This window comes from Gryllotalpicola reticulitermitis (assembly GCF_042651345.1).
Lineage (GTDB): Bacteria > Actinomycetota > Actinomycetes > Actinomycetales > Microbacteriaceae > Gryllotalpicola > Gryllotalpicola reticulitermitis.
This window is the reverse complement of the sequence record NZ_JBHSCN010000022.1, coordinates 49,341-70,789: the sequence shown is the minus strand read 5'-3', so window position 1 is coordinate 70,789 and position 21,449 is coordinate 49,341. Positions and strand designations below refer to the sequence as shown.

The 21,449-nt window shown below is 67.6% G+C and carries 18 protein-coding genes; 13 read left to right on the top strand and 5 right to left on the bottom strand.

Annotated elements, in window-relative coordinates; all coding sequences use genetic code 11:
• Window positions 1–86: 86 nt before the first annotated feature.
• From pstB to ACFOYW_RS17740, 7 genes are all read left to right on the top strand, one after another.
• Complete coding sequence (gene pstB / locus ACFOYW_RS17770) at window positions 87–878, top strand: phosphate ABC transporter ATP-binding protein PstB (RefSeq protein WP_390232205.1); 792 nt, start codon at window positions 87–89, stop codon at window positions 876–878.
• 141 nt (window positions 879–1,019) lie between these two features.
• Window positions 1,020–2,258, top strand: a complete 1,239-nt coding sequence (locus tag ACFOYW_RS17765; RefSeq protein WP_390232161.1) for a hypothetical protein — start codon at window positions 1,020–1,022, stop codon at window positions 2,256–2,258.
• A gap of 17 nt (window positions 2,259–2,275) precedes the next feature.
• Window positions 2,276–3,085, top strand: coding sequence for a lytic transglycosylase domain-containing protein (locus ACFOYW_RS17760; protein WP_390232204.1), 810 nt, complete (start codon window positions 2,276–2,278; stop codon window positions 3,083–3,085).
• Window positions 3,082–3,921: a hypothetical protein gene (locus tag ACFOYW_RS17755; protein WP_390232158.1), complete on the top strand. Its 840-nt coding sequence runs from the start codon at window positions 3,082–3,084 to the stop codon at window positions 3,919–3,921. Before ACFOYW_RS17760 ends, ACFOYW_RS17755 begins: the two co-directional genes overlap by 4 nt.
• Window positions 3,918–5,723 (top strand): PASTA domain-containing protein, encoded by a 1,806-nt coding sequence (locus ACFOYW_RS17750; protein ID WP_390232156.1) that lies wholly within the window; start codon window positions 3,918–3,920, stop codon window positions 5,721–5,723. The genes ACFOYW_RS17755 and ACFOYW_RS17750 overlap by 4 nt, the downstream gene beginning before the upstream one ends.
• 394 nt (window positions 5,724–6,117) lie before the next feature.
• Window positions 6,118–6,720, top strand: coding sequence for a hypothetical protein (locus tag ACFOYW_RS17745; RefSeq protein WP_390232153.1), 603 nt, complete (start codon window positions 6,118–6,120; stop codon window positions 6,718–6,720).
• A gap of 249 nt (window positions 6,721–6,969) precedes the next feature.
• Complete coding sequence (locus tag ACFOYW_RS17740) at window positions 6,970–7,395, top strand: potassium channel family protein (RefSeq protein WP_390232150.1); 426 nt, start codon at window positions 6,970–6,972, stop codon at window positions 7,393–7,395.
• Between the two features lie 34 nt (window positions 7,396–7,429).
• Here the strand turns inward: ACFOYW_RS17740 and ACFOYW_RS17735 are convergent, their stop codons facing one another.
• The 3 genes from ACFOYW_RS17735 to ACFOYW_RS17725 all read right to left on the bottom strand — a co-directional run bounded on the left by ACFOYW_RS17735 (window position 7,430) and on the right by ACFOYW_RS17725 (window position 9,236).
• Window positions 7,430–7,999 (bottom strand): YbhB/YbcL family Raf kinase inhibitor-like protein, encoded by a 570-nt coding sequence (locus tag ACFOYW_RS17735; protein ID WP_390232147.1) that lies wholly within the window; start codon window positions 7,997–7,999, stop codon window positions 7,430–7,432.
• Window positions 8,000–8,018: 19 nt separating this feature from the next.
• On the bottom strand, window positions 8,019–8,444 hold the full coding sequence (locus tag ACFOYW_RS17730; RefSeq protein ID WP_390232144.1) for a MarR family winged helix-turn-helix transcriptional regulator: 426 nt from the start codon (window positions 8,442–8,444) through the stop codon (window positions 8,019–8,021).
• Between the two features lie 117 nt (window positions 8,445–8,561).
• A complete protein-coding gene (locus ACFOYW_RS17725) occupies window positions 8,562–9,236 on the bottom strand; it encodes an SDR family oxidoreductase (RefSeq protein ID WP_390232141.1) in 675 nt (224 codons plus the stop codon).
• Here ACFOYW_RS17725 and ACFOYW_RS17720 point away from each other — a divergent pair.
• Together ACFOYW_RS17720 and ACFOYW_RS17715 are read left to right on the top strand one after the other, a co-directional pair.
• Entirely contained in the window at window positions 9,192–9,866 is a 675-nt protein-coding gene (locus ACFOYW_RS17720; protein ID WP_390232138.1) for a TetR/AcrR family transcriptional regulator, read from the top strand. The genes ACFOYW_RS17725 and ACFOYW_RS17720 overlap by 45 nt on opposite strands.
• A 76-nt stretch (window positions 9,867–9,942) precedes the next feature.
• Window positions 9,943–10,638, top strand: a complete 696-nt coding sequence (locus ACFOYW_RS17715) for a Pr6Pr family membrane protein (RefSeq protein ID WP_390232135.1) — start codon at window positions 9,943–9,945, stop codon at window positions 10,636–10,638.
• Here ACFOYW_RS17715 and ACFOYW_RS17710 read toward each other — a convergent pair whose 3' ends face one another.
• Window positions 10,639–11,388, bottom strand: coding sequence for a GntR family transcriptional regulator (locus ACFOYW_RS17710; protein ID WP_390232132.1), 750 nt, complete (start codon window positions 11,386–11,388; stop codon window positions 10,639–10,641). It abuts the gene before it with no gap.
• 319 nt (window positions 11,389–11,707) lie between these two features.
• Between ACFOYW_RS17710 and ACFOYW_RS17705 the strand changes: the two genes are divergently transcribed.
• The 4 genes from ACFOYW_RS17705 (at window position 11,708) to ACFOYW_RS17690 (ending at window position 20,146) form a co-directional block, all read left to right on the top strand.
• Entirely contained in the window at window positions 11,708–13,717 is a 2,010-nt protein-coding gene (locus ACFOYW_RS17705; protein WP_390232131.1) for an alkaline phosphatase family protein, read from the top strand.
• 40 nt (window positions 13,718–13,757) lie between these two features.
• The gene (locus ACFOYW_RS17700; RefSeq protein WP_390232128.1) at window positions 13,758–17,732 is read left to right on the top strand and encodes an InlB B-repeat-containing protein; all 3,975 of its coding nucleotides are present in this window, start codon (window positions 13,758–13,760) and stop codon (window positions 17,730–17,732) included.
• 96 nt (window positions 17,733–17,828) lie between these two features.
• Window positions 17,829–18,929 (top strand): imelysin family protein, encoded by a 1,101-nt coding sequence (locus ACFOYW_RS17695; protein WP_390232125.1) that lies wholly within the window; start codon window positions 17,829–17,831, stop codon window positions 18,927–18,929.
• Entirely contained in the window at window positions 18,926–20,146 is a 1,221-nt protein-coding gene (locus ACFOYW_RS17690) for a Dyp-type peroxidase (RefSeq protein WP_390232123.1), read from the top strand. The genes ACFOYW_RS17695 and ACFOYW_RS17690 overlap by 4 nt, the downstream gene beginning before the upstream one ends.
• A 47-nt stretch (window positions 20,147–20,193) precedes the next feature.
• Here the strand turns inward: ACFOYW_RS17690 and ACFOYW_RS17685 are convergent, their stop codons facing one another.
• A complete protein-coding gene (locus ACFOYW_RS17685; RefSeq protein WP_390232120.1) occupies window positions 20,194–21,429 on the bottom strand; it encodes an alpha-hydroxy acid oxidase in 1,236 nt (411 codons plus the stop codon).
• Between the last annotated feature and the right edge of the window lie 20 nt (window positions 21,430–21,449).

Below are 21,449 nucleotides of genomic sequence, written 5' to 3'. Positions count from 1 at the left end.
CGTCCGCGCCGACGGATGTGGACTCGATCGACCCGGTCGAGAACGAACGACTGCGCCGCGAAAGCGCCCAAGCGGTGCGCGACAGACTGTTTGGACAGACCACCGCCGGTGAGCTCGTCGCGGATGAGATCACGGCATGGTTCGGCACCCACAAGGTCCTCGACCGCGTGTCGTTGGACATGCGGGCGGGCGAGGTCACCGCGTTGATCGGACCGTCCGGGTGCGGGAAATCCACCTTCCTGCGCATCCTCAACCGCATGCATGAGCTGATCCCGACGGCGTCGCTGGCCGGTGCGGTACGGCTGGACGGCGGAGACGTGTACGACCGCACCGAGCGCATCACCGCCGCGCGCCGCAACATCGGCATGGTGTTCCAGAAGCCGAACCCGTTCCCCGCCATGTCCATCTACGACAACGTCATCTCCGGCCTCAAGCTCTCCGGCATCCGCGCGAGCCGTGCGCAGAAAGACGTGCTGGTGGAGGACTCGCTGCGCAAGGCATCCCTGTGGGATGAGGTGAAGGACCGCCTCGAGCAGCCGGGCGGCGGCTTGTCCGGCGGACAGCAGCAGCGGCTGTGCATCGCCCGGTCGCTGGCCGTCTCACCGCGGGTGCTGCTCATGGACGAGCCCTGCTCGGCACTGGACCCGACCTCCACCCGCCGAGTGGAGGAGACGATCGCTTCGCTACGCGGTCAGGTGACGATCGTGATCGTCACGCACAACATGCAGCAGGCTGCCCGTGTCTCCGACACGACCGCGTTCTTCCTCGCGGGGCAGGGCGAACCCGGCGCCATCGTCGAGTACGGCGACACCAGAGCGATGTTCGAGGCGCCGCAAGACCCGCGCACCCACGACTACGTCAACGGGCGATTCGGATGATCATGCACCGCGTTGCCGGGCGCCTGTCTCAGATCTGTTCGCGGGAGGCCATGTATGGCTGAGCCGCAAACGTCACCAGCCGGCCGTTACGTGGCGCAGTTCATCCTCTCGCTTGCCGCGATCGCCGCTGCCGCACTGTGGGTGGTCGAGATCAGCGGCCACCACTTCACCACCGACACGGGCGCCGTGCCCCCCGCCATCGCGTTCGCGCCGGCGGCCGGGTACCTCATCGGCGCCTGCTTGCAGGTCGTTCCACATGAGCTCGGGCATCTGGTCGTCGCGCTGGTGTTGCGGCTTCCGGTGCGCGGTGCTGCGATTGGCCGACTGAGGATTGGCCCGGTTGCGCCGAGCAAGGCGCTCGGTGGGTGCATCGCGCTGGACGTTGATCGTCTGCCTCCGCGGGCGTTGCCGTTGCGCATGATTCTGTTCGCTCTGGGTGGCCCGTTGAGCGGACTTCTGTGCGCCACAGCGGCAGCAGCAGTGGCTATGGACCCAGCGGCTTCGCTTGCCGCACGCAACCTTTCCGCGGCGGTGGCGTGCGCAGCGGCCGCCGTCCAGATCTGGAACCTGCTCCCACTGAAGTCCTCGACGGGTGGGCGCTTGGACGGCCTCAACGTCGTACTGTGGCTCACCGCACCATCTGCCCAATGGGCGCAACTCCAGCACCTCCGCGCCGTGGCGGAGTTGCGCCGCACAATGCCCACGTCCCCGGTGGAACTCGCGGACTTCCCGAGTCTGGAGCGGCTGCGTTGTGGGCTGCGCGACCCGCACCCGCAGAGCGCCGTACGTGCCCTGCGGCTGTTATATCGCTCGCTTCCGATCGACGCACTCCTGAACCCTGTAGATGACGACACCTGGTCGCCCGAGGCGGCCACGCAGGCGCGGCTCGCGGCGCCGACCATCCTCGAGTTCGCTCGTCGAGCGGATATTCCGAAGGAACTGCGCGCAGACGCTGCGGGGGCATTCGCCCAAGTTCTCGCAATGGTGTGCGCATATGAAGACATAGTCGCTGATGCGCCTCCGCTGTCAGAGAACCTCGCGCAGGCAACGGATTTGGCCGAATTCGCGTGGCAGATGCGGCCAGGCTGGTTGCCGAATCAGTCCACGCTGGGCCTGATTCGGCTCTTCCAGCGCCGCCCCGCTGACACGCGAGCGCTCCTAATCAACATCTCCACGGGCCAGGGCAAGGACAACGAGGACCGCGCTCGCGCCTACAGCATCCGCGGCCTGGCTGAGCTGGACCTCGGCAACGCCGCGCTTGCCGAGCGGCTAGCGGAACTCGCCTCCGCCGAGGCGCCGCATGAGTATCTCAGTCGGGTGTTGACCGACGAGCTTGCGGCCGGCAGCCGCGGTCAGGACCAGGTAGGTGGTACTGCGTGAGGACGCGGAGCGTGTTGATGATTCTCGCCGCGACTGCGGTGGTTTTGGCGGGGCTGGCGGGATGGGTGCTCACCCGGCCAGCCCTGGGGGTGGGTGCCGAAGGAGCACCCGCGATCGCGGTTGCCCCTGCCGCTCTTTTAGCGCGCGCTGAAGCCGGTGAGGGGCTGCCGGCTGTTGGTGTCGGGACCCAGTCGGGTGCGCCCGACGCCACCACTCCCACCCCTACGGCAACCCCGACCACGGCGGTGAACCCGATGGTGCCGGTCGCGGTCGCCCCATCCTGGGCGGCAAGGATAGCGTCCGCAACGGGCATCCCGCTGGTTGCGGTCACCGCGTACGCGGATGCGACGCTGCGCGAAGGACAGAGCGACCCCGGGTGCGCCCTGTCGTGGAACACGCTGGCGGGCATCGGCGAGGTCGAGTCCGGCCAGGGTACCCATGGGGGTGCGCGTTTGGAGGCGGACGGTGAGGATTCTGCCGCGATCCTCGGCCCGGCGCTGAACGGGTCGGGCAGCACCACGAAGGCGGCGAACATGGACCCGGCCGTCGACGGTTCGGGTGCGTGGGCGCGGGCCGTCGGCCCGCTGCAGTTCCTGCCCTCGACGTGGCAGCAGTGGGGTGCGGACGGCAACGGGGACGGCATCCGCGACCCGAGCAACATCTTCGACGCGGCCCGTGCCGCCGCCGATTACTTGTGCTCGTCCGGGCAGAGCCTGACCACCGGGCCCGGGTGGTCAGCCGCAGTGCTGTCGTACAACCACGAGACCAGCTATGTGAACGCGGTGCGCGATGCGGCGAACCGATACGCCGAGGAGGCCGACTCATGACCCCGCGCACCCGCCTCGCCGCGGCGCTCGGCTCCGGCGTGGTCGCACTGGGGCTGCTGAGCGGATGCAGCAGCACCACGGCAGCCTCCACCAAAGCGCCACTGACCGCAGACAACATGGGAACGTCGCTGGCTGCGGCCGAAACCAGAGCCGCCAGCGTTGACATGCACACGCAGGTCATCGTCAACGGCAAGCCGACGGTCACCATCGACGCCGACGTCATCTACCCGACCACCGCCGGCACTCCGGCGCCCTCCCCGAGGCCTTCGGTGAAAAGCACGGTCATCAACCCGTACGTCAGCGAGACCGTAACCATCGCCAAGACCTCGACCGCCGTGAAGCTCGTCGTCGCAGGCGGCAAGGCATGGGTGAATCTGGGTGAGTCGACCGGCGATCACTACGTCGCAGCAGCATCCGCCCCGTCCGCCGTCGCGAAGGCTGCGAAGCCCTACGCCCAGACCGCCCACCAGGCGGACCCCATCCAGCTCAGCCGTCAGCTGCGCGCCGCGATCGTCTTCGCCCAGCGCTCCGGCCCAGACACCACGATCGCAGGCAAGCGCGTCACCCCGTACCTCGTCGCCGTCAACACGGCGAAAGCCGGCGACCTGCTCCTCGGCGCCGGTACCGACGCGGCCTCGCTCGCCGCGCTGCCGGCGGAGGTCGACGCAGACCTCTGGATCGGCGCCGACGGGCTGCCGTCCCGGGAGAGCATCATCTCAGGGCAATTCGACGAAGAGACCACCTTCACCAAATGGGGCAGCGCTGGATCCTTCCGGGAATCGGTTCCCACCGGAAGCATCGACGCGGCCGGACCAACCAGCAGGGCCCCCGCATGAATAGGGAGGAAGGCGAGATCGACCCGCTGTTCGCGGACCGCTTCCGCCTCGGAAGCCGCGAGCGGACCACCCCGCTCGCCACGATCTATCACGCCTACGACACTCACCTCGATCGGCCCGTTCGCCTGACCGTCGGACCACGCAGCACCACCGGCGTCGACCGAGCGACCGCAGAGCGGGTGTTCCACGCGATCGCCGTCGCCGCGATACGGGCCCCCGCGGGTCCGGGCCTGCCCGTCGTATGGGATGCCGGGCGCGGCCGCTGGGACGGCGAGAACATCGTCTGGATCGCTTCCGCCACACTGTCAGGGGACACCGTCGACCGATTCGCCCGTCCCCCCGAAATCAGTGCCCCCGACTGGGAACTCCGCGTTCTGTCCGCTGCCGAGCAACTGGCGCGCATCCTGCAGCACACTCACTCGGCCGGTATCGTCCACGGCGCGGTAAGCCCAGCGTCCGTGACCATCGCGGACCACGGCACCTCCGGCGTAGCAGTCGGCCTCGTCGACTTCGGCCCCCAACCCGAGTTGCTCCAGGCCCACGATCGAACCGCGCGAGCCCGCAAACAGCGGTGGTCTGCCTGGGCACGCGCGTGCCTGTACCCGGCACCCGAACTGGAAGCCGGCGAGCAGCCGACGGCACGCACCGACGTATACGGCTTCGGCGTCATCATCGCGGCGCTCCTGGCCCGCATCCAGATTCGGGAACCCGGCTGGGACGAGCTGCTGCACCCGAGCGAGACCGTGGACGTCGGAGTCGAACTGCGCCGCATCGCCGATCAGGCCATGAAGCAGCGGCCCGCCGAACGCCAATACTCGTTCCTCGTCGTCGCTGAGCAACTCGCCGCGATCCGGAACGCCGTCCACGTCGACGAGGCCGCGCCGGGAGCGGGTGCCGCCGAGCTCGACCGGACACTCACAGCGGAACCGCCCGCCGAATTCGTGTCCGCGATCGCCTGGGTCGCCCGACGCGTACCTGCGGCGACGCTGGACTGGATCCCCGGCGTCCGACCGCTCGCCGCGCGCACCGGATTCTCACTCCGCCGCCCACTGGTTTCCCCCAAGAACGGTGTGGCGCAGCCACCGGGCCTCGCCGCCTACTGGGCGAAACGAACGCAGCACGCCCAGCGCACGGCCGCTGCCATCCTCGCAGTCCTGGTCGTCCTCGTCGCCGGAACGACCGCGCTCGGGCTCAATCGGCCTGCAGACGGCACCGCCGTCGCCGCCTCAGCGCCGACGCATGCCACCACCGGCACTGCGCAGCCGCCCTATCATGCAAGCCGTATGGTAGCGATTCCGGCGATTCTCGGCACGAGCCAGGCCACGGCAGAATCCTCCCTCACGCTGGTCGGTCTGCACCTGGGCGCAGTCAGCAGCATCAACGGGCCCCAGGCCGCCGGCACCGTACTCGGCGCTGCACCCGGGCCTGGCACCCACGTGGCCGCCGCCACCTACGTCGACCTCACCGTGGCGAGCGGACGCGCTGTGATCCCCACCGACCTCGAGGGGCACAGCGAGCACGACGTCGTCACGGCTCTGCATGCCGCCGGCTTCAGACCCGCCGTGGCCCTCACCGATTCGAGCCACTACGCGAGCGGCTACGTCCTCCGCGTCTGGCCCGCCCCCGGCACCCTCGCCGCGGCCGGCTCCTCCATCGACATCACGGTCGCGCGCTACCGCCGGCCAACGCACACGCCGACCACAGCACCGACTCGGACACCAACGTCGATCCCGTCCGACTCGCGAACTTCCCCGGCCGCCCCGACGGACTCACCCACGTCGACACCCGAGGCGACCGGATGAGGCGGGCCCGGAGCGCGGAGTGGCCCCCTCTCGACATCGGCGTACGCGATGCATTCGCCGGAACAAGCCGCCGACGGTAACGGGATGAGGCGTCGGCGTGGCAGCGGAGTCGTCCTCCTCTGCTGCCTGGAGCGCTCGGTGCCGCAGTCGGGTGCGGCACCGAGCGCGTTGCCCGGGGGCAAGCCATGACAAACCGCTGATGCCATTTGACACTGGGCGCGGATCGCGCCCTCTCGTAGCTTCAATACCGGGGCTCGACGCAGCCCCGATCTTCGTCGGTCGACCCGTGCGCCGGACAGAGCCGAAGCAGGACTGAGGCGATCTCTTCGGCGAGCACATTGATTCAGGAGCCTGCATGCAACGGCGTCTAGTTCATCGGAAGGCGCCGTTGGCGATGGCCGTCGCTCTTCACACCGAGGACCGCTACCGCGGCTGGCTGCGCTACCGCGCGAAGCTGCTCGGTAACACATCCGGGGACGCGCTCGAGGCGAGCGGTGAGGCGTGGATCTGGCGACTCTTCAGCCCCGGACGCCGAGACGTCTGCGGCTCCGCAGCGCTCTACCCCAGCGCGGAAGCGGCTGAAGACGCCGCGATGAGACTGGTCGACGAGGCGGACTCGCTCAGCCCCGTGCTGGTCGGAAATGCTGAGACCGGGGGCTACTCCTGGTACCTCCTGAATGACGCCGGTCCCGCCGCCCTCGCGCACCGCCACTTCAGCGCTCCTCGTGAGCGCGAAGTCGCGGTTCAGAATGCCGTGCAATGGCTTGCGGCGGCAGAGCTCGATGACGGGGCACCACTCCCGCGATGGTTCAACCCCCGTCGCCTGCCGATGCTCGGCATCGACGCCGAGGCCCGTGAAAGTACCGTCCTTGACGCAACTCCCACCGGAGCGGATCCGGCATCCTCAGACGGCACCGGCCCCCACGGGCGGGCGCCGCTCGCGGGCGTGCGGATCGCGACGCACGAGCAGACTGCATCGACGCGGCTGAGCGCCTAGACGACGGCGCCAGATCACCCGATCTCTCTTCGCGGTGGACTATCTGGTTGGCCTTACCCTCGCTCCCCGACGGCTCCGCTGGTTCGTGACCCACCTGTTGGACCTGCTCATCGTCGTTCTTCCGATGCTGCGGCCACTGCGGCTTCTGAGACTGCTCGGCATTGTCCGGACGTTCCACCAGTTCGCTGGCTCCGCACTGCGGGGGCGCGTCCTCTATACGTCTCCAGCTATGGCACTGTTCTCGTGTTCATGGCTGCGTTGGCCGTGCTCGACGCGGAGCAGAACGCCTCGCACTCTCAAATACGCGACTTCGGACAGGCCCTGTGGTGGGCGTTCGCGACGATCACGACTGTGGGGTACGGCGATGTCGTTCCCGTCACCTTCGTGGGACGTCTCGTCGGGGTCGGCCTCATGCTGGGCGGCATCGGAATCATTGCGACCGTTGCCGCGACCCTGTCGTCTTGGCTCGTGCAGAACGTCGATGGCCGAGAACGCGACGACGCCGGGGCGTCGGCAAAGCGGATCGACGCGCTCACGCGCGAGGTCGCCGAGCTCAAGCAACTCATCGCTGAGGGCGCAACTTCGTCCACGCCGCGTGGGCGGGCGGACCGGCCGCGTGTGCGCCGAAGCGTGCGGTCGGCGATGGTGCGTCCTTCACGCAAGCTGCGTCGATGAGGTGGGCACGCGGTTGCTGCCGGATGACGGGCGCTCAGGATTCGCGTGTGCCAGTCAGTACGCCGGACGCAAGGACGTGCCCAGAGGCGGCAGCAGGAAGTTCCTCGACGCCGCTGACTCGGTCGAGATCCACGTGGCTGTCGAGTGCGTAGAGATGGAATCGGTAGTGATGCGAGCCGTGCCCGGGAAGCGGCCTCGGCCCGGCGTAGACGAGCGGGCCGCGACGTCCCGAGAGAAATGTGATGTCCTTCGCCTCTGCCGTGAGCGCGCCCTCGTCAAGGCCGTTCATGGTTGCCGGGAACTCGGCGACGGCGTGCAGTCGGGGAACGGCGCCGGGGCTGTCGAGATCCTCGATGATGAGCAGCAGGTGGGCGGCATTTGCCGGAAGCGGACTCCAGCTGAGCGCCGGCGAGATGTTGTCGCCGATGAAACGCCCGCAGAACTTTGCCGGGATCTCCTGACCGTCGGCGAAGCTGGGTGAGGTGACGGTGATGCGGTTCTCGGTCGCGAGCCCCGGGGCGTGCGAGATGCTCTTGGACCCGTCGGCGTGACGATTTCGGAAGAGCTTGCCAAGCGGGGTCAGTAGGCGTTCGACGGGGTGCATGGCGGATTCCTGTTCGCGTTCAGTGGGTGGCAATACGGACGAGCAGCGGCACGATGCGGGCGAGATCGTTGCGCTCGTCGGCGGTCAGCTCCGCGAGCTGGCTGTTCAGCCAGTCCTGGCGGTGGCGTCGTGCCGCGGCGGCGGCAGCTCGTCCCTGGTCGGTCAGTGCGAAGACGACCTTGCGCTGGTCGTCGGTGGCGCGTGTCTTCGTCGCGTAGCCGAGTTGCACCAACGACCGTGTCGTCTGACTCATCGAGCCGAGGGTGACCTGGGCTGAGGCCGCGAGCTCGGTCAGGCTCAGGCCCTCCTGCTTGGTGAGCACCATGAGCACGAGCAGCTGCGCGTCGGGCACCTCTCCGGCGATTCGCTCTGACCGGAATCGGCTGTAGAGGCGCGTTATGGCGCTGCGAAGCTCCGTGCTCAGTTCGTCGACTGCGTTGCTCATCCCGCACCTCCTGTTGCTAAGTATACCAAATCGTTAGTAATACTTTGCAATTGCGACGTCAGCGGATGCCTGCGAGCTCACGTCGAGGCCCACTGCCTTGCGGCGTGGCGGCCCGGATCAGGCGGCGCCGCCGTTGGCGAAGATGGTCTGACCGTTGACCCAGCGGCCGGCGCCGGCGAGGAACGCGACGACCTCGGCGATGTCCTCGGGGGTGCCGAGGTGTTCCATCGGGTTGAGGGACGCAATGTGGTCGATGACCTGCTGAGACTTGCCCTCGAAGAAGAGCGGAGTCGCGGTCGGGCCGGGTGCCACCGCGTTCACGGTGATGTCGCGGCCGCGCAACTCGCGGGCGAGGATCAGGGTCATCGCCTCGACGGCGCCCTTGGAGGCGGCGTACGCGCCGTAGCTCGGGTTCTGCAGGCGGGTGATCGTGGTGGAGAAGTTGATGATCGCGCCGCCGGAGCGCACCTGGCGAGCCGCGAGCTGGTCGATCACGAAGGTGCCGCGGACGTTGACGCGCTGGATGCGGTCGAAGGTGGCGAGGTCCATCTCGGCGATCGGGCCCAGCGGCATGATGCCCGCGGTGTTGACGACGACATCGATGCCACCGAAATGCTCGGTTGCCGTGTCGAACAGTGCGCCCATGGCGGTCTCGTCGGCGACGTCACCGCCTGCGGCGACCGCGTGGCCGCCCTTCGTAGTGATCGCCGCGACGACCTCGTCGGCCTTGGCGGCATTGCTGCTGTAGTGCGCGACAACGGCAGTCCCGTCGGCGGCGAGGCGCTCGGCCACCGCGCGGCCGATGCCGCCGGAGGCGCCGGTGACGATGGCGACGCGGGGCGTGGGGATGGAGTCGGACATGATGCCGCCGAGACTCTGCTGTTCGACGAGGGCGTTCGGGCCGTCACCTTCGACCGGGTCGCGGCCCAGTCCGGTTCGAGCAAGACCACGCTGTACAAATGGTGGCCGAGCCCTGGGGCGCTGGCCGCTGAGGCGTATTTCGCCTCCAGCCAGCAGAGCCTCGAGTTCTCCGACAGCGGTGATGCGGCCACAGACATCCGCTCTCAGCTGCGCGCGTTCGTGCGCCTGCTCACCGAGGGCCGCGCGGGTCGCGTCATCGCCGAGCTGATCGGCGCCGCCCAGCTCGACCCCGAGCTGTCCGCAGCGGTCTCCGAGGGGTACACCCGACCGCGTCGGGATCTCGCCAAGCAGACCATCGAAGAGGCGCGCCGACGTGGACAGCTTCGACCCGACGTTGACGCGGACCTCCTCGTCGACCAGCTGTGGGGCGCCTGCTACAACCGGCTCCTGATCCCCGACAATCCGCTCAGCACGGAGTACGCCGACGCGCTTGTGCGCAACGCGCTTCTCGGTGGGGCCACGCCCGAATACGCCCCAACCCTGAGTGAGGATGCCGACTGACGCACTCAAGCATCGAGGCGTCCGCGCGCGCTGACGGGTGACGGCCCCCATCGTGGGCACCGGCTAGCATTCAGCCATGCGCGCCGTTTTCGTCGTCGTTCGGATTCTTGGCGCGGCGGCGATCATCTGCGCAGTGGCGGGCCAGCTCGCGACGAGCCTGCGCTACTGGGCGTCGGCCGGCGTGGCGGATCCGTCCGTGCAGCTCGCCAACTTCTTCAGCTTCTTCACCATCGACTCGAACCTCCTCGCGATGCTCGCGCTCGCCGCCGGCGCAGCATTCCTGATCGGCGGTAGGCGCACCGACTCGCGCTGGTTCGCGGTGTTCCGGCTGTCCGTCACGAGCTACATGACGGTGACCCTTCTCGTCTACAACGTGCTCCTGCGCAGTATCGAGCTGCCGCAGGGAGCGACGCTCGCCTGGTCGAATGAGATCCTCCACGTCGCGGCACCGCTGCTCGTGATCTTCGACTGGCTGTGTGCACCGGGTCGACGGCGATTGCCGTGGACTGCGATCTGGAGCGTCATCGCGTTCCCGCTGGCGTGGTCGATCTACACGATGATCCGTGGCCCGCTGACCCACGACGTGATCGCGGGAACGGATCACTGGTATCCCTACCCGTTCCTGAACCCCGAGCTCGGTTCGGGTGGGTACCTCACGGTCGCGCTGTACATCGTCGCGATCGCGCTCCTGATTGGCGGCGTCGCTGCTGCGGCCGTCTGGGTCTCGCGGCGGGGGCGCTGGCCGCTGCCAGCCACACGCGCGGCGCGCTGATCAGCTACCGCTCGGTTGGGTGCGTCCGAGTGAGGCGCGGCCTTCTGGGGTGTTGTGGATCGTGAAGGAGACGCGGTCGGCGCGGTAGCGGTCGTCGGAGAACTCGAATACGTCACCGTCGACGGTGTGGGCGGTGCGCTGTTCGCGGAGGAGCGGCGTGCCGATGCCGACGCCGAGCAGGCGCCGGTCCTGGTCGTTGGCGGGGACCGCGTCGATGACATGGCTGGCGACGCCGACCTCGAGACCCTGACTGATCAGATGGGCGTAGATCGAACCGGCGTCGGGGTCGTGCTCGAAGAGGGTCTTGCCGTACTTGAGCTTGAACGAGGTGCGCTCGACCATTACCGGCTCGTCGTCCATCGACCGGAGCCGGACCAGTTGCACGACCGGGTCGCCGACTTCGATCTCCAGATGCTCGGCAACGGCGGCATCGGCGCCGCGGCGGGCGATCTCGACGGTGCGCTGGCCAGGACTGCTGCCCATGAGCTGGACCCAGCTGGAGAAGGAGAGCAGGGTGTCGAACGGCTGGCTGACCTGGTGCTTCTGCACGACCGGCGGGCGCCCGCGAGGGCCGGCGATCAGGCCCTCGGCGCGCAGTGCGGCCAGGGCCTGTCGCACGGGTGCGCGCGACCCCTGCCACTCCTGTTGCAGTTCGGACTCGGAGGGCACGTGATCGCCGACGGCGAGCCGCCCGGACACAATGCGGTCGCGCAGGTCAGCGGCGATCCGTTCATGAAGTGGCGTCGTCAAAACTTGTTATAACTCCTGGATTTGTCGGAAGCGATTTCTCGTCGCGGTGAATGTCTAATGAACAGCATCGGGCCGTTCTTCACCGGATCTTGACCCTCAAACGAGGGCGCGAAAAGTTTGACGCGACATCGACGCTGTCATAACAACTTCCGACCGAGTGTCGTGACACTCCGACCACTGAGGTGAATCTATGTCTGAAAACGAATCCGGCCACTCGATGGCCTCCGACTCGGCCCGCGCTGACGCGCCCGAGCGCGGGGGCCCACTCGGCTGGCGCCTGTCCCGTCGCGGAGTGCTGCAGTCCGCTGCCGTCGCCGGTGTGGGCGCCGCAGCCGTTGCCGCGGCCGCAGGGGCGCTCGATCGCGGCCAGCCGGCCGCCGCCGCCAGCCGGCCGCATGGTCGTTCTGGGACGATGGCGGACTTGAAACATATCGTGATCGTAATGCAGGAGAACCGTTCGTACGATCATTACTTCGGGACGTTGGGTTTGCCGGGTTCGCGGGGTTTCGGGGACAAGCAGGTGTTGACGTGGCAGAACGGTCAGACGAATTATTACGACCCGAATAGTCGTAGTGAGGGGTATTTGCTGCCGTATCGTGCGGACACGACGAAGTACAACGCGCAGAACACGAGTTCGCGGATGTGGTATTTCGATGAGCAGGACATTCCGTGGCATCACGCGTTGGCGAAGGCGTACACGGTCGCGGATCATTATTTCTGCGCGTTGAACACGAGCACGGACCCGAACCGGATCATGTACTGGTCGGGGACGAATGACCCGCAGGGGGTCCTGGGTGGGGGGCCGCGGATCAACAATGATCAGAACGGCGAGTTCCTGTTCAAGTGGAAGACCTATCCGGAGGTGCTGGAGGAGGCCGGGGTCACCTGGCAGATGTATGTCGACAACAATGTCGATACCGGGTGGATGGGGGATTTCGAGGACAACCTGCTGCGTGATTTCGCGGCGTATGCGCCGGGGACGGCGTCGGCGGATCTGGCCTCGCGGGGCAATATCGTGGTGCCGTACACGACGCCGCCGGCTGGGGTGGCCAATGACTCCAGTGATCTGGACTATGTGCTGCGGGAGTTCATCTCCGATTGCGCGGCCGGCACGATTCCGCAGGTGTCGTATGTGACCTCGCCGGCGGCGTGGAGCGAGCACCCGAATAATGCTCCGAGTCATGGGGCGATGTATTGCGACCGGGTGATCCAGGCGGTGCATGACAATCCGGAGTTGTGGGACTCGACGCTGATCATCATCAACTTCGATGAGCCGAACGGGGCGAACCGGATCGGGGATGGCGGGTTCTTCGATCATGTCACTCCGCCGATTCCTGAGGTGGGTACGGCGGGGGAGCGGGCGCCGGGGCTGTGGCCCGGGTACGGCGGCCGGATTCCGTTGACGATGATCTCTCCGTGGACGCGTGGCGGGTGGGTGGTTTCGGAGGTCTTCGATCACACCTCCACGATCCAGTTGCTGGAGCAGTGGACCACGTTCCTGGGCAAGCCGGCGATCTGTCCGAACATCAGCGCCTGGCGGCGCAGCATCTCCGGTGACATGCTCTCCGCGATCGACTTCACCCAGTTCGACAACTCCTACCCCACCCTGCCCTCCCGCGACAGCCTCAACGCCGCCGTAACCGCCGACGCCTCACTCCCCGCCGTACCCCAGCCCGCCGTGGGCGCGCAGGCGCTGCCGACTCAGACCACGAACGGCCCGCTGAACCTGCGGCCGCTTCCGTACCAGGCCCACGGAGTACTGGTAGAGGACCGCGCGACCGGCTCTGTCACCGTCAACCTGAGCTACTCCGGCGGCAAGGCGGGCAAGGCGGTCAGCCTGATCGGACTTGCTGACAAGTACCTGCCGAGTCTGACCGGCGCCGAACCGCTCGGCCTGGGCCAGGACGGCCTGCCGATGACCGTCAACAACCAGAAGGCCAGCTCGTACACCTGGGATGCGACTCAGACCGACGGCAAGTACGCGCTGTCGTTCTACGGCCCCGACCACTTCGTCCGCTCCTTCGCCGGCCAGCTCGTTCTGCCGACTGAGCACGACGCCAAGATCCCGCTCGCCACGGCCGAGCTCGTGAAGGGCAAGTCCGGCAATGGGAGCGTCGTCTTCACTCTGTCCGCGACCGGAACCCGCACCGTGCGGTTCGAGCTCAAGGCCAACGACTTCCTCGGCCGGGACACGGTGATCGAGGTCGACGGCGGCAAGAAGAAGACCTTCACCTGGCCGACAGAAGCGGGCTACTACGACGTGATCATCACCGCGGACACCGGCACTGGCTGGACCCAGCGCTACGCCGGCCGTGTCGCCCAGGCCTAAGACCCCCAGCTCGCTCAGCCCACTTTCGATGGAGAAGTCCATGTTTCATCTGCACCCGCGACGCCTTGCGCCGCGCTCTCTGCGCCGGGGCATCGCCGCTGCCGGAACCGCACTCGCCCTGACGCTCGCGGTGCTCGCGGTGCCCACCGGCGCCACGTCGGCCGCCCACGCCGCCACAGCCACGACCTCGTCGACAGACACGACGTCGTCGACGGTCGCCCCGTTGATCACCTATGACTTCGACAATGACTCCGGCACGACGGTGACCGACAGTTCCGGCAACGGGCTGAACGGTTCCTGGCAGGCCGGCCCGAGCACGCCCGGCACGCCGGCGTATGTCACCGGGCTGAACGGCACCGGCAAGGCGGCCCACGTCAACGCCGGCGGAATCAACAACAACATCAAGCTTCCGCTGGTGGCCGGCAAGACCGATGGCACCGGCAGCTTCGCGGTGTCGTTCTGGTGGTACGACGTGTCGGAGCACTCCGACTCGGTGTTCTTCGGAAACCAGAACTTCAGCTCCTGCGGGGACCCTGGCTTGAGCTTCTACCACAACGGCGGCTATGGGCAGCGGTTCTGCTCCGGGAACGGCTTCAGCACCGGCAACTACGCCATGCAGAACAACGCCTCCACGTTCCAGAACAAGTGGGTGCAGTACTCCTTCGTCTACGACTCCACGGCAAAGACCCTCAGCTACTACATCGACGGTGAGCTTGCCCCGGTCAACGCGTACGGTCCCAACCCGGCTACCGTGACCACGACCACCGGGTTCTTCGACGCGGTAAACAAGTACGCGTGGTACATCGGCAATGACGGCACCGGACAGTATGGGGAGTACGACGACGCCTACGTCGACGACTTCAACTACTACGACCAGACGATCAGCGCCGACCAGATCCAGTCCGACTACCTCACCAACCGGCCCGTCTCGCAGAACGCCGCACCGACGGTGGAGTACAACTTCGACAACGACTCCGGCACGACGGTCACCGACTCGTCGGGCAACGGATACAACGGCACGTGGCAGTCGGGCCTCACCACGGCGGGCACTCCCACGTATGTCACCGGGGTGTCCGGCCAGGCTGCCCACGTCAACGCGGGGACGACCAGCTCCAGCCAGGTGAACAACAACATCGAGGTCCCGCTCGTGGCCGGCAAGACCGACGCCTCGGGCAGTTTCGCCGTGCAGTTCTGGTGGTACGACGTCAACGAGGTCTCCGACGCGATGTTCGTCGGCAACGGGAACTTCAACTCGTGCGGCGACACCGGCTTGAACTTCTACCACAACAGCGGGTACGGGCAGCGGCTCTGCGCTCCGAGCATCGCCAATGGCAGCAATTACGCGGCCGAGAACACCAACTCCGCGTACGAGTTCCACGACAAGTGGGTCAACTACGCGTTCGTGTACGACGCGAGCACGCAGGCACTCAGCTACTACATCAACGGCCAGCTGGCTCCGGCCGACGCGGGCTACTCGAACCCGACGATCGTGAACGCCGCGAACTTCGACAGCGGCAAGCCCTGGTTCATCGGCAGCGACGGCACCGGCACCTACGGGGAGCACGACGACGGCTACGTCGACGGCTTCGACTACTACGACCAGGCCATCTCCGGCGGTCAGGTGCTGGCGGACTACGTCGTCGGCGCCCCGAAGGCGGTCACTGTGACGAGCGGCGGCCACGGCACGGCCTCGGCCAGCCCGAACCCGGCTCAGACCGGCGACACCGTCACGCTGGCCGATCAGCCCGACGCCGGCTACCACTTCGCCGACTGGACGGTGACCTCGCCCACGACCGGCGCGCCGACCATCGGCGCCGCCAACACCTTCACCATGGGGTCCACCCCGGTCACGGTTCAGGCGAACTTCGCGCCCAACACCTACAGCGTCCAGTACGACGACAACGGCGGTACGGGCACGCTGGCGGACAGCACGTTGACCTATGACCAGGCGGCGGCGCTATCGACCAACACCCTGACCCGCTCCGGCTACACCTTCGCAGGCTGGGCCACGACCGCCGGCGGGGCCCCCGCCTACACCGACGGCCAGCAGGTCACCAACCTGACCGCCACTGACGGCGGCACCGTCACGCTCTACGCCACCTGGGTTCCGGACAGCGCCGCGCAGGTCACCGTGACCAGTGCCGGGCACGGCACCGCGAGCCTCTCCGGCGGCGGTTGGTATGCAACGCAGGGCTCGACGGCCACTCTAACCGCGACCCCCGATGCCGGCTACCACCTCGCCTCGTGGAAGGTGCTCTCACCGAGCGACGGCAGCCTGACCGTATCGGCGAACAGCACCTTCACGGTGCCGGCGACGGATGTCTCGGTCGAGGCCGTGTTCGCAGCCAACACCTACACCGTGGCCTTCGACGGCAACGGATCGGACAACGGCACGACGGCCGGTGAGACCTTCACCTACGACACCGAGGCGCCCTTGTCGCCGAATGGATATGCCCGAGACGGCTATCAGCTCGCCGGCTGGAGCACCAGCAAGACCGGTGCCGTGGCCTACGCCGACATGGAGACCGTGGACAACCTGACCACGGTGAACGGCGGAACCGTCACCCTGTACGCGCAGTGGACCAAGCTCGCGGTCAAGCCGGGCGACTGGTCGACACTGCCGCAGGGCTTCATCACCGACACCTTCGAACTGCCGACCGAGACCGCCACCGCCGCAGTCGACCAGCCGATTCTCGGGCTATGGAACGGCACCGCGCCAACCACGTACACCAAGGTCAGCGGTGCCAGCTGGCTCAGCGTGAGCGACGACGGGACCGTCACCGGCCACGCGCCGGCCCTCCAGCCGGGCGCCGAGGGGACGATCACCGTCGAGGCCACCAACGGCACGACCACCTCGGATCTGCTCGTCGAGGTACCGGTCGCGAAGTTCAAGGCTTCGCCGCAACTGCGAACCGCGACCTGGAACGCCTGGGACGACGGCAGCCACGTCACGGACGCGGTCGGCAAGAACCTTGCGACCGTCGCCGCGAACGGGCTCGGCGTGATCGGCTTCACCGGCGGAGGCTACAAGATGGCGACCGCCGTGGCGGCAGCACTCGGGTGGCAGGCGCACGGCAACGGCGACCTCGGAATCGTCTCCGCCTACCCGGCCGCCTTCCGTAGCCCAAAGGCCTTCCCGACCGCGACTGCTCCGGTCGCCGGGGAGGTCATCAGCGTGGGCGGCGACCCGCTCACGGTCTGGGACGCCCAGCTCGACAACGCGAGCTTTGGGCCGGACGCCGTGGTGAACGGCACGACCAACCCGAAGACGCTCGTCGCGGATGAGCTGGCCACCACTCGCTACAAGCAAGCCGAGGCCGTGGTGAAGGAGATCACCCCGTCACTGCGCGGACTCACCCCGGTGCTGCTGCTCGGTGACCTCGAGTCGCCCTCGTCGAGCGACTGGACCAGCAAGACCGCATCCGAGCACTCGGGCGTCGGCGCCGTGAACTGGCCCGTCACCCAGCTGTTCGCGCGCGCCGGACTCGTCGACTCGTACCGCACGGTCAACCGTGACCCGGTCTCCGACCCGGGCGTGACCTGGCCGGTCGTGCCCACGACGGACGCGAGCGGGCATGCCGAACCGGCGGACCGGGTCGACTACGTCGACTACAAGGGCGGCCTGAGTCTCGTCGACTCCGACACCCTGGTCACCGGATGGCCGTCAGCCGGCGATGTCGCGGACCACTCGTGGGCCAGCGACCACGCGGCCGTCGTGTCGACCTTCGAACTGCGGGGTCCGGGGGTGTTCGGTCAGATGCCGGCACCGATGGCTCCGGCGGTGCCGCAGGTGACGGTAACCAAGGACACGCTCACAGTTGGAGCCGGCAAGGCCCCCGCGCCGGCGACGTTCCTCAAGGACATCGGAGCCAAGGCGCCGAGCGGGTCCAGTCTGCACGCTGACCTCAGCGCCGTCGGCTTCTCCACCGCGGGGTGGTACACGGCGGCGGTCACCGCGACCAGGGATGGCGTAACGTCCGACCCGGTTCTGGTGGCGGTTGACGTCACGCCGTAGTACTCACTCCACAGTGGTCACGCCCTGGTAGTTCGTTATGCTGCCCTCGGCCGAAGCCGGCCGAAGCCGGCCGAGGGCAGCTCTAGGAGAGCATCATTGGTCGAAACCGACGCCATGGGCCGCCAGCCCGTCGTGCTCCATGCGGGTTCGCCGTACTGCATCGACGACTGGTTCGGCGGCCCGGCCGGCACCTACGACTTCACGTTCGTCAATAAAGAGGCCGCGGGTATGGAGGTCTACCTGCAGGACCTCAAGACCGAGCGGATCTACCTCGAGGTGGAGCACTTCGGGCGAGGCGCCACGCGGTCGGTTACAGCATCCGTACCCCCCGGCTCGTACCGTTGGGTCTGCATCACCGACTACACGATCAAATTCAGCCACCCGGTGACCGTCACAGGTGACCCGCTGCCATACGACGTGTATGGGATCACACCCCTCACCGGAATCGACCTGCGGATTCCGATCAACAACTACATCGCGTGGCTTACCGGCCGGCTGCCGACGCTCAACGAGCAGGTCGCGCAGCTGCGGGAGAGCGTGCGTGCCGGCGACGTGGCGGCCGCGAAGCACGACTGGCTGACCGCCCAACTCCATTACGAGACACTCGGGGGCGCGTATGGCGCCTATGGCGAGACGGGGGAGGCCATCAACGGCGACCCGCCCCGCGGAGTGGATGCGGCCGAGGCTGACTTCGAGGGCTTCCGGAAGATCGAGGCGATGCTGTGGAGCGGCAAGCCGGTCGCCACGATCGAGCCCCACGCCGACGCCCTGATCGAAGCGGTTCACGGGCTTGCCGACGTGCTCGCACGACCCGACGCACTACCGCCGATCGATATGGGCCGCCGGGTGCACGAGATTCTGGAGGACACGCTCCAGAAGGACTTGAACGGAATCGGCGATGCCGGCAGTCGCACCGAACTCGCGACCGTCGACGCGAACATCACCGGCACGTGGCGGGCCATGGACCCGCTGCTGCCGATCCTGCAGGAGCAGGACCCCTATCTCGACGAGACCGAACAGCAGCTGCGTACGACGCAGGAGTTGGTGCGCAGCTATCACCACGAATACGGGTGGGTTCCCCTGACGGCGCTGACCACCCGCCAGCGCGCCGGCATCAATGCGGCCGTGCAGCACTGCGTCGAATTGCTCTCCCATGCCGCCGTTGTCCTCGACCCTCGGAACGCGACCCACGAATGACCCTCGAGCCTCAAGCCCCGCCTCAGTCCACCCCCGCGCTCGCGCCCGACGCTGACGCCGCCATGCCGTCGGCGAGGCATCCGTTCGAGGGCGATCATCAGGCGGGCATCGTCGACCCCGCCCAGCGTGTCGGGCTCGTCGCCGCGTTCCTGGTGACTGCCCGTGACCGGCCGGCCCTGGAGCGGATGTTCCAGACGCTGACCGCGACGATCCGCTACCTGGTCACCGGTGGCGAGGCGCCGGCCGGCCGGGGCAGCCGCGACGGCATCGTGTCGACTCCGTATGAGAACGGCGTGCTCGGCCCCGCGCCCGAGCCTGACCGGCTCACCGTGACCGTGAGTGTCGGGGCCACCCTGTTCGACGACCGTTTCGGGCTCGCGCCGGTCAAGCCGGCCCGGCTGCGCCCGATGGACCAATTCGGGAACGACGATCTCGACCGGAGCCAGTGCGACGGGGACCTTCTGCTGCAGATCTGCGCCGACAACCAGGACACGGTGCTGAACGCTCTGCGCATCCTGATGCGCGCGACTCGCGCCGACCTTCAGATCGTGTGGCGCAAGGAAGGCTTCACGAGCCCTCCGCGCCCGAGCGGGACGCCCCGCAACCTCTTCGGTTTCCGTGACGGCACCGCCAATCACGAGTTCATCGACAACGCTGAGCTCACCGACCGGATCGTGTGGACGAAGGGTGACGGCGACGAGCCTGCCTGGGTCACCGGTGGGTCGTATCACGTGGTGCGGCTGATCCGCATGTTCGTCGAGTTCTGGGACCGGATCTCGCTCAACGAGCAGCAGCGCATCATCGGGCGAGATCGCGACACCGGCGGCGCGCTGGAAAGCAGGGACGCGCCGGTCGCGGGTCGTGAGGAATTCCAGACCCCCGACCACGCGAGGGACGCCAACGGCAACACGACCCCGCTCACCTCTCACATCCGGCTCGCGAACCCGCGCGACTGGAGAACACCAGATCGACGGATGCTTCGCCGAGGGTTCAACTACAGCGGGGGCACCGACGCCAACGGCCAGCTCGACATGGGGCAGATCTTCATCTGCTTCAACCAGGACCTCGACCGGCAGTTCGTCGCGGTCCAGAAGGCGCTCCTCGACGAACCGCTCACGGACTACGTCTCGCCGTTCGGCGGCGGCTACTTCTTCGCGCTCCCCGGCGTTCGTGATGCCGACGACTGGCTCGGAAGGGAAATGCTGACCGGCCACTGAACCCGGGACGCAGCCGCCACGCACCAGGCAGCGCCAGCCGGCGACCCTTATCGAGGGATCGGCTGGAGGCGGCGCAGTTGGGTGACGTGGGCGGGTGTGAGTTCTTCGAGGGTGGCGACCTGCAGGAGCTTCATGGTGCGGATGAGCTGGTCTTGGAGGATCCAGATGGCGCGGTCGACGCCTTCGCGTCCGCCGGCCATGAGGCCGTAGAGGTAGGCGCGGCCGATGAGGGTGAACTTCGCGCCGAGGGCGATGGCGGCGATGATGTCGGCGCCGTTCATGATGCCGGTGTCGACGATGACCTCGGTGTCCTTGCCGACTTCGCGCACGACGTCGGGCAGGAGGTGGAACGGGATCGGGGCGCGGTCGAGTTGGCGGCCGCCGTGGTTGGACAGCACGATGGCGTCGACGCCGAGGCCGGTGAGCTTCTTCGCGTCCTCAAGGTTCTGCACGCCCTTGATGGCGATCTTGCCTGGCCACATCTCGCGGATGATCGTGAGGTCTTCGTAGTTGATCGAGGGGTCCATCGCGGCGTCCAGCAGTTCGCCGACGGTGCCGCCGGTGGAGGTGAGGGACGCGAATTCGAGCTTCGGGGTGGTGAGGAAGTCCCACCACCACCAGGGGCGGGGGATCGCGTCGATGATCGTCTTCGGGGTCAGGGCGGGCGGGATGGAGAATCCGTTGCGCTTGTCGCGCAGCCGTGCGCCGGCGATGGGGGTGTCGACGGTGAAGAACAGGGTGTCGAACCCGGCTTTCGCGGCCCGTTCCACGAGGCCGTAGGAGATCTCCCGCTGGCGCATGACGTAGAGCTGGAACCAGTTGCGGCCGGTCGGGTTCGCGGACTTTACGCCCTCGATCGAGGTGGTGCCGAGGGTCGAGAGCGTGAACGGGATGCCCGCGGCTCCGGCAGCTGACGCGCCGGCGGTCTCGCCCTCGGTCTGCATGAGCCGGGTGAACCCGGTCGGGGCGATGCCGAACGGGAGTGCTGAGGGGCCGCCGAGGACAGTGGTGGACGGGTCGGCGTGTGAGACGTCGGTGAGGATCGAGGGGTGGAACTCGACGTCCTCGAACGCCCGGCGGGCGCGGGCGAGGGAGATCTCCATCTCGGCCGCCCCGTCGGTGTAGTCGAACGCGGCTGCCGGGGTGCGGCGCTTGGCAATGCGGCGCAGGTCGTAGATCGTGAGCGCGGATTCCAGGCGCCGCTTCTTCGCGTCCAGCTCGGGCTTCTTGAACTGCATCAGCTCGAAGATCTCGGCCGGCTTCGGGAACTGCCGTTGAACCATGGGGGCCTCTCGTAGTGGAA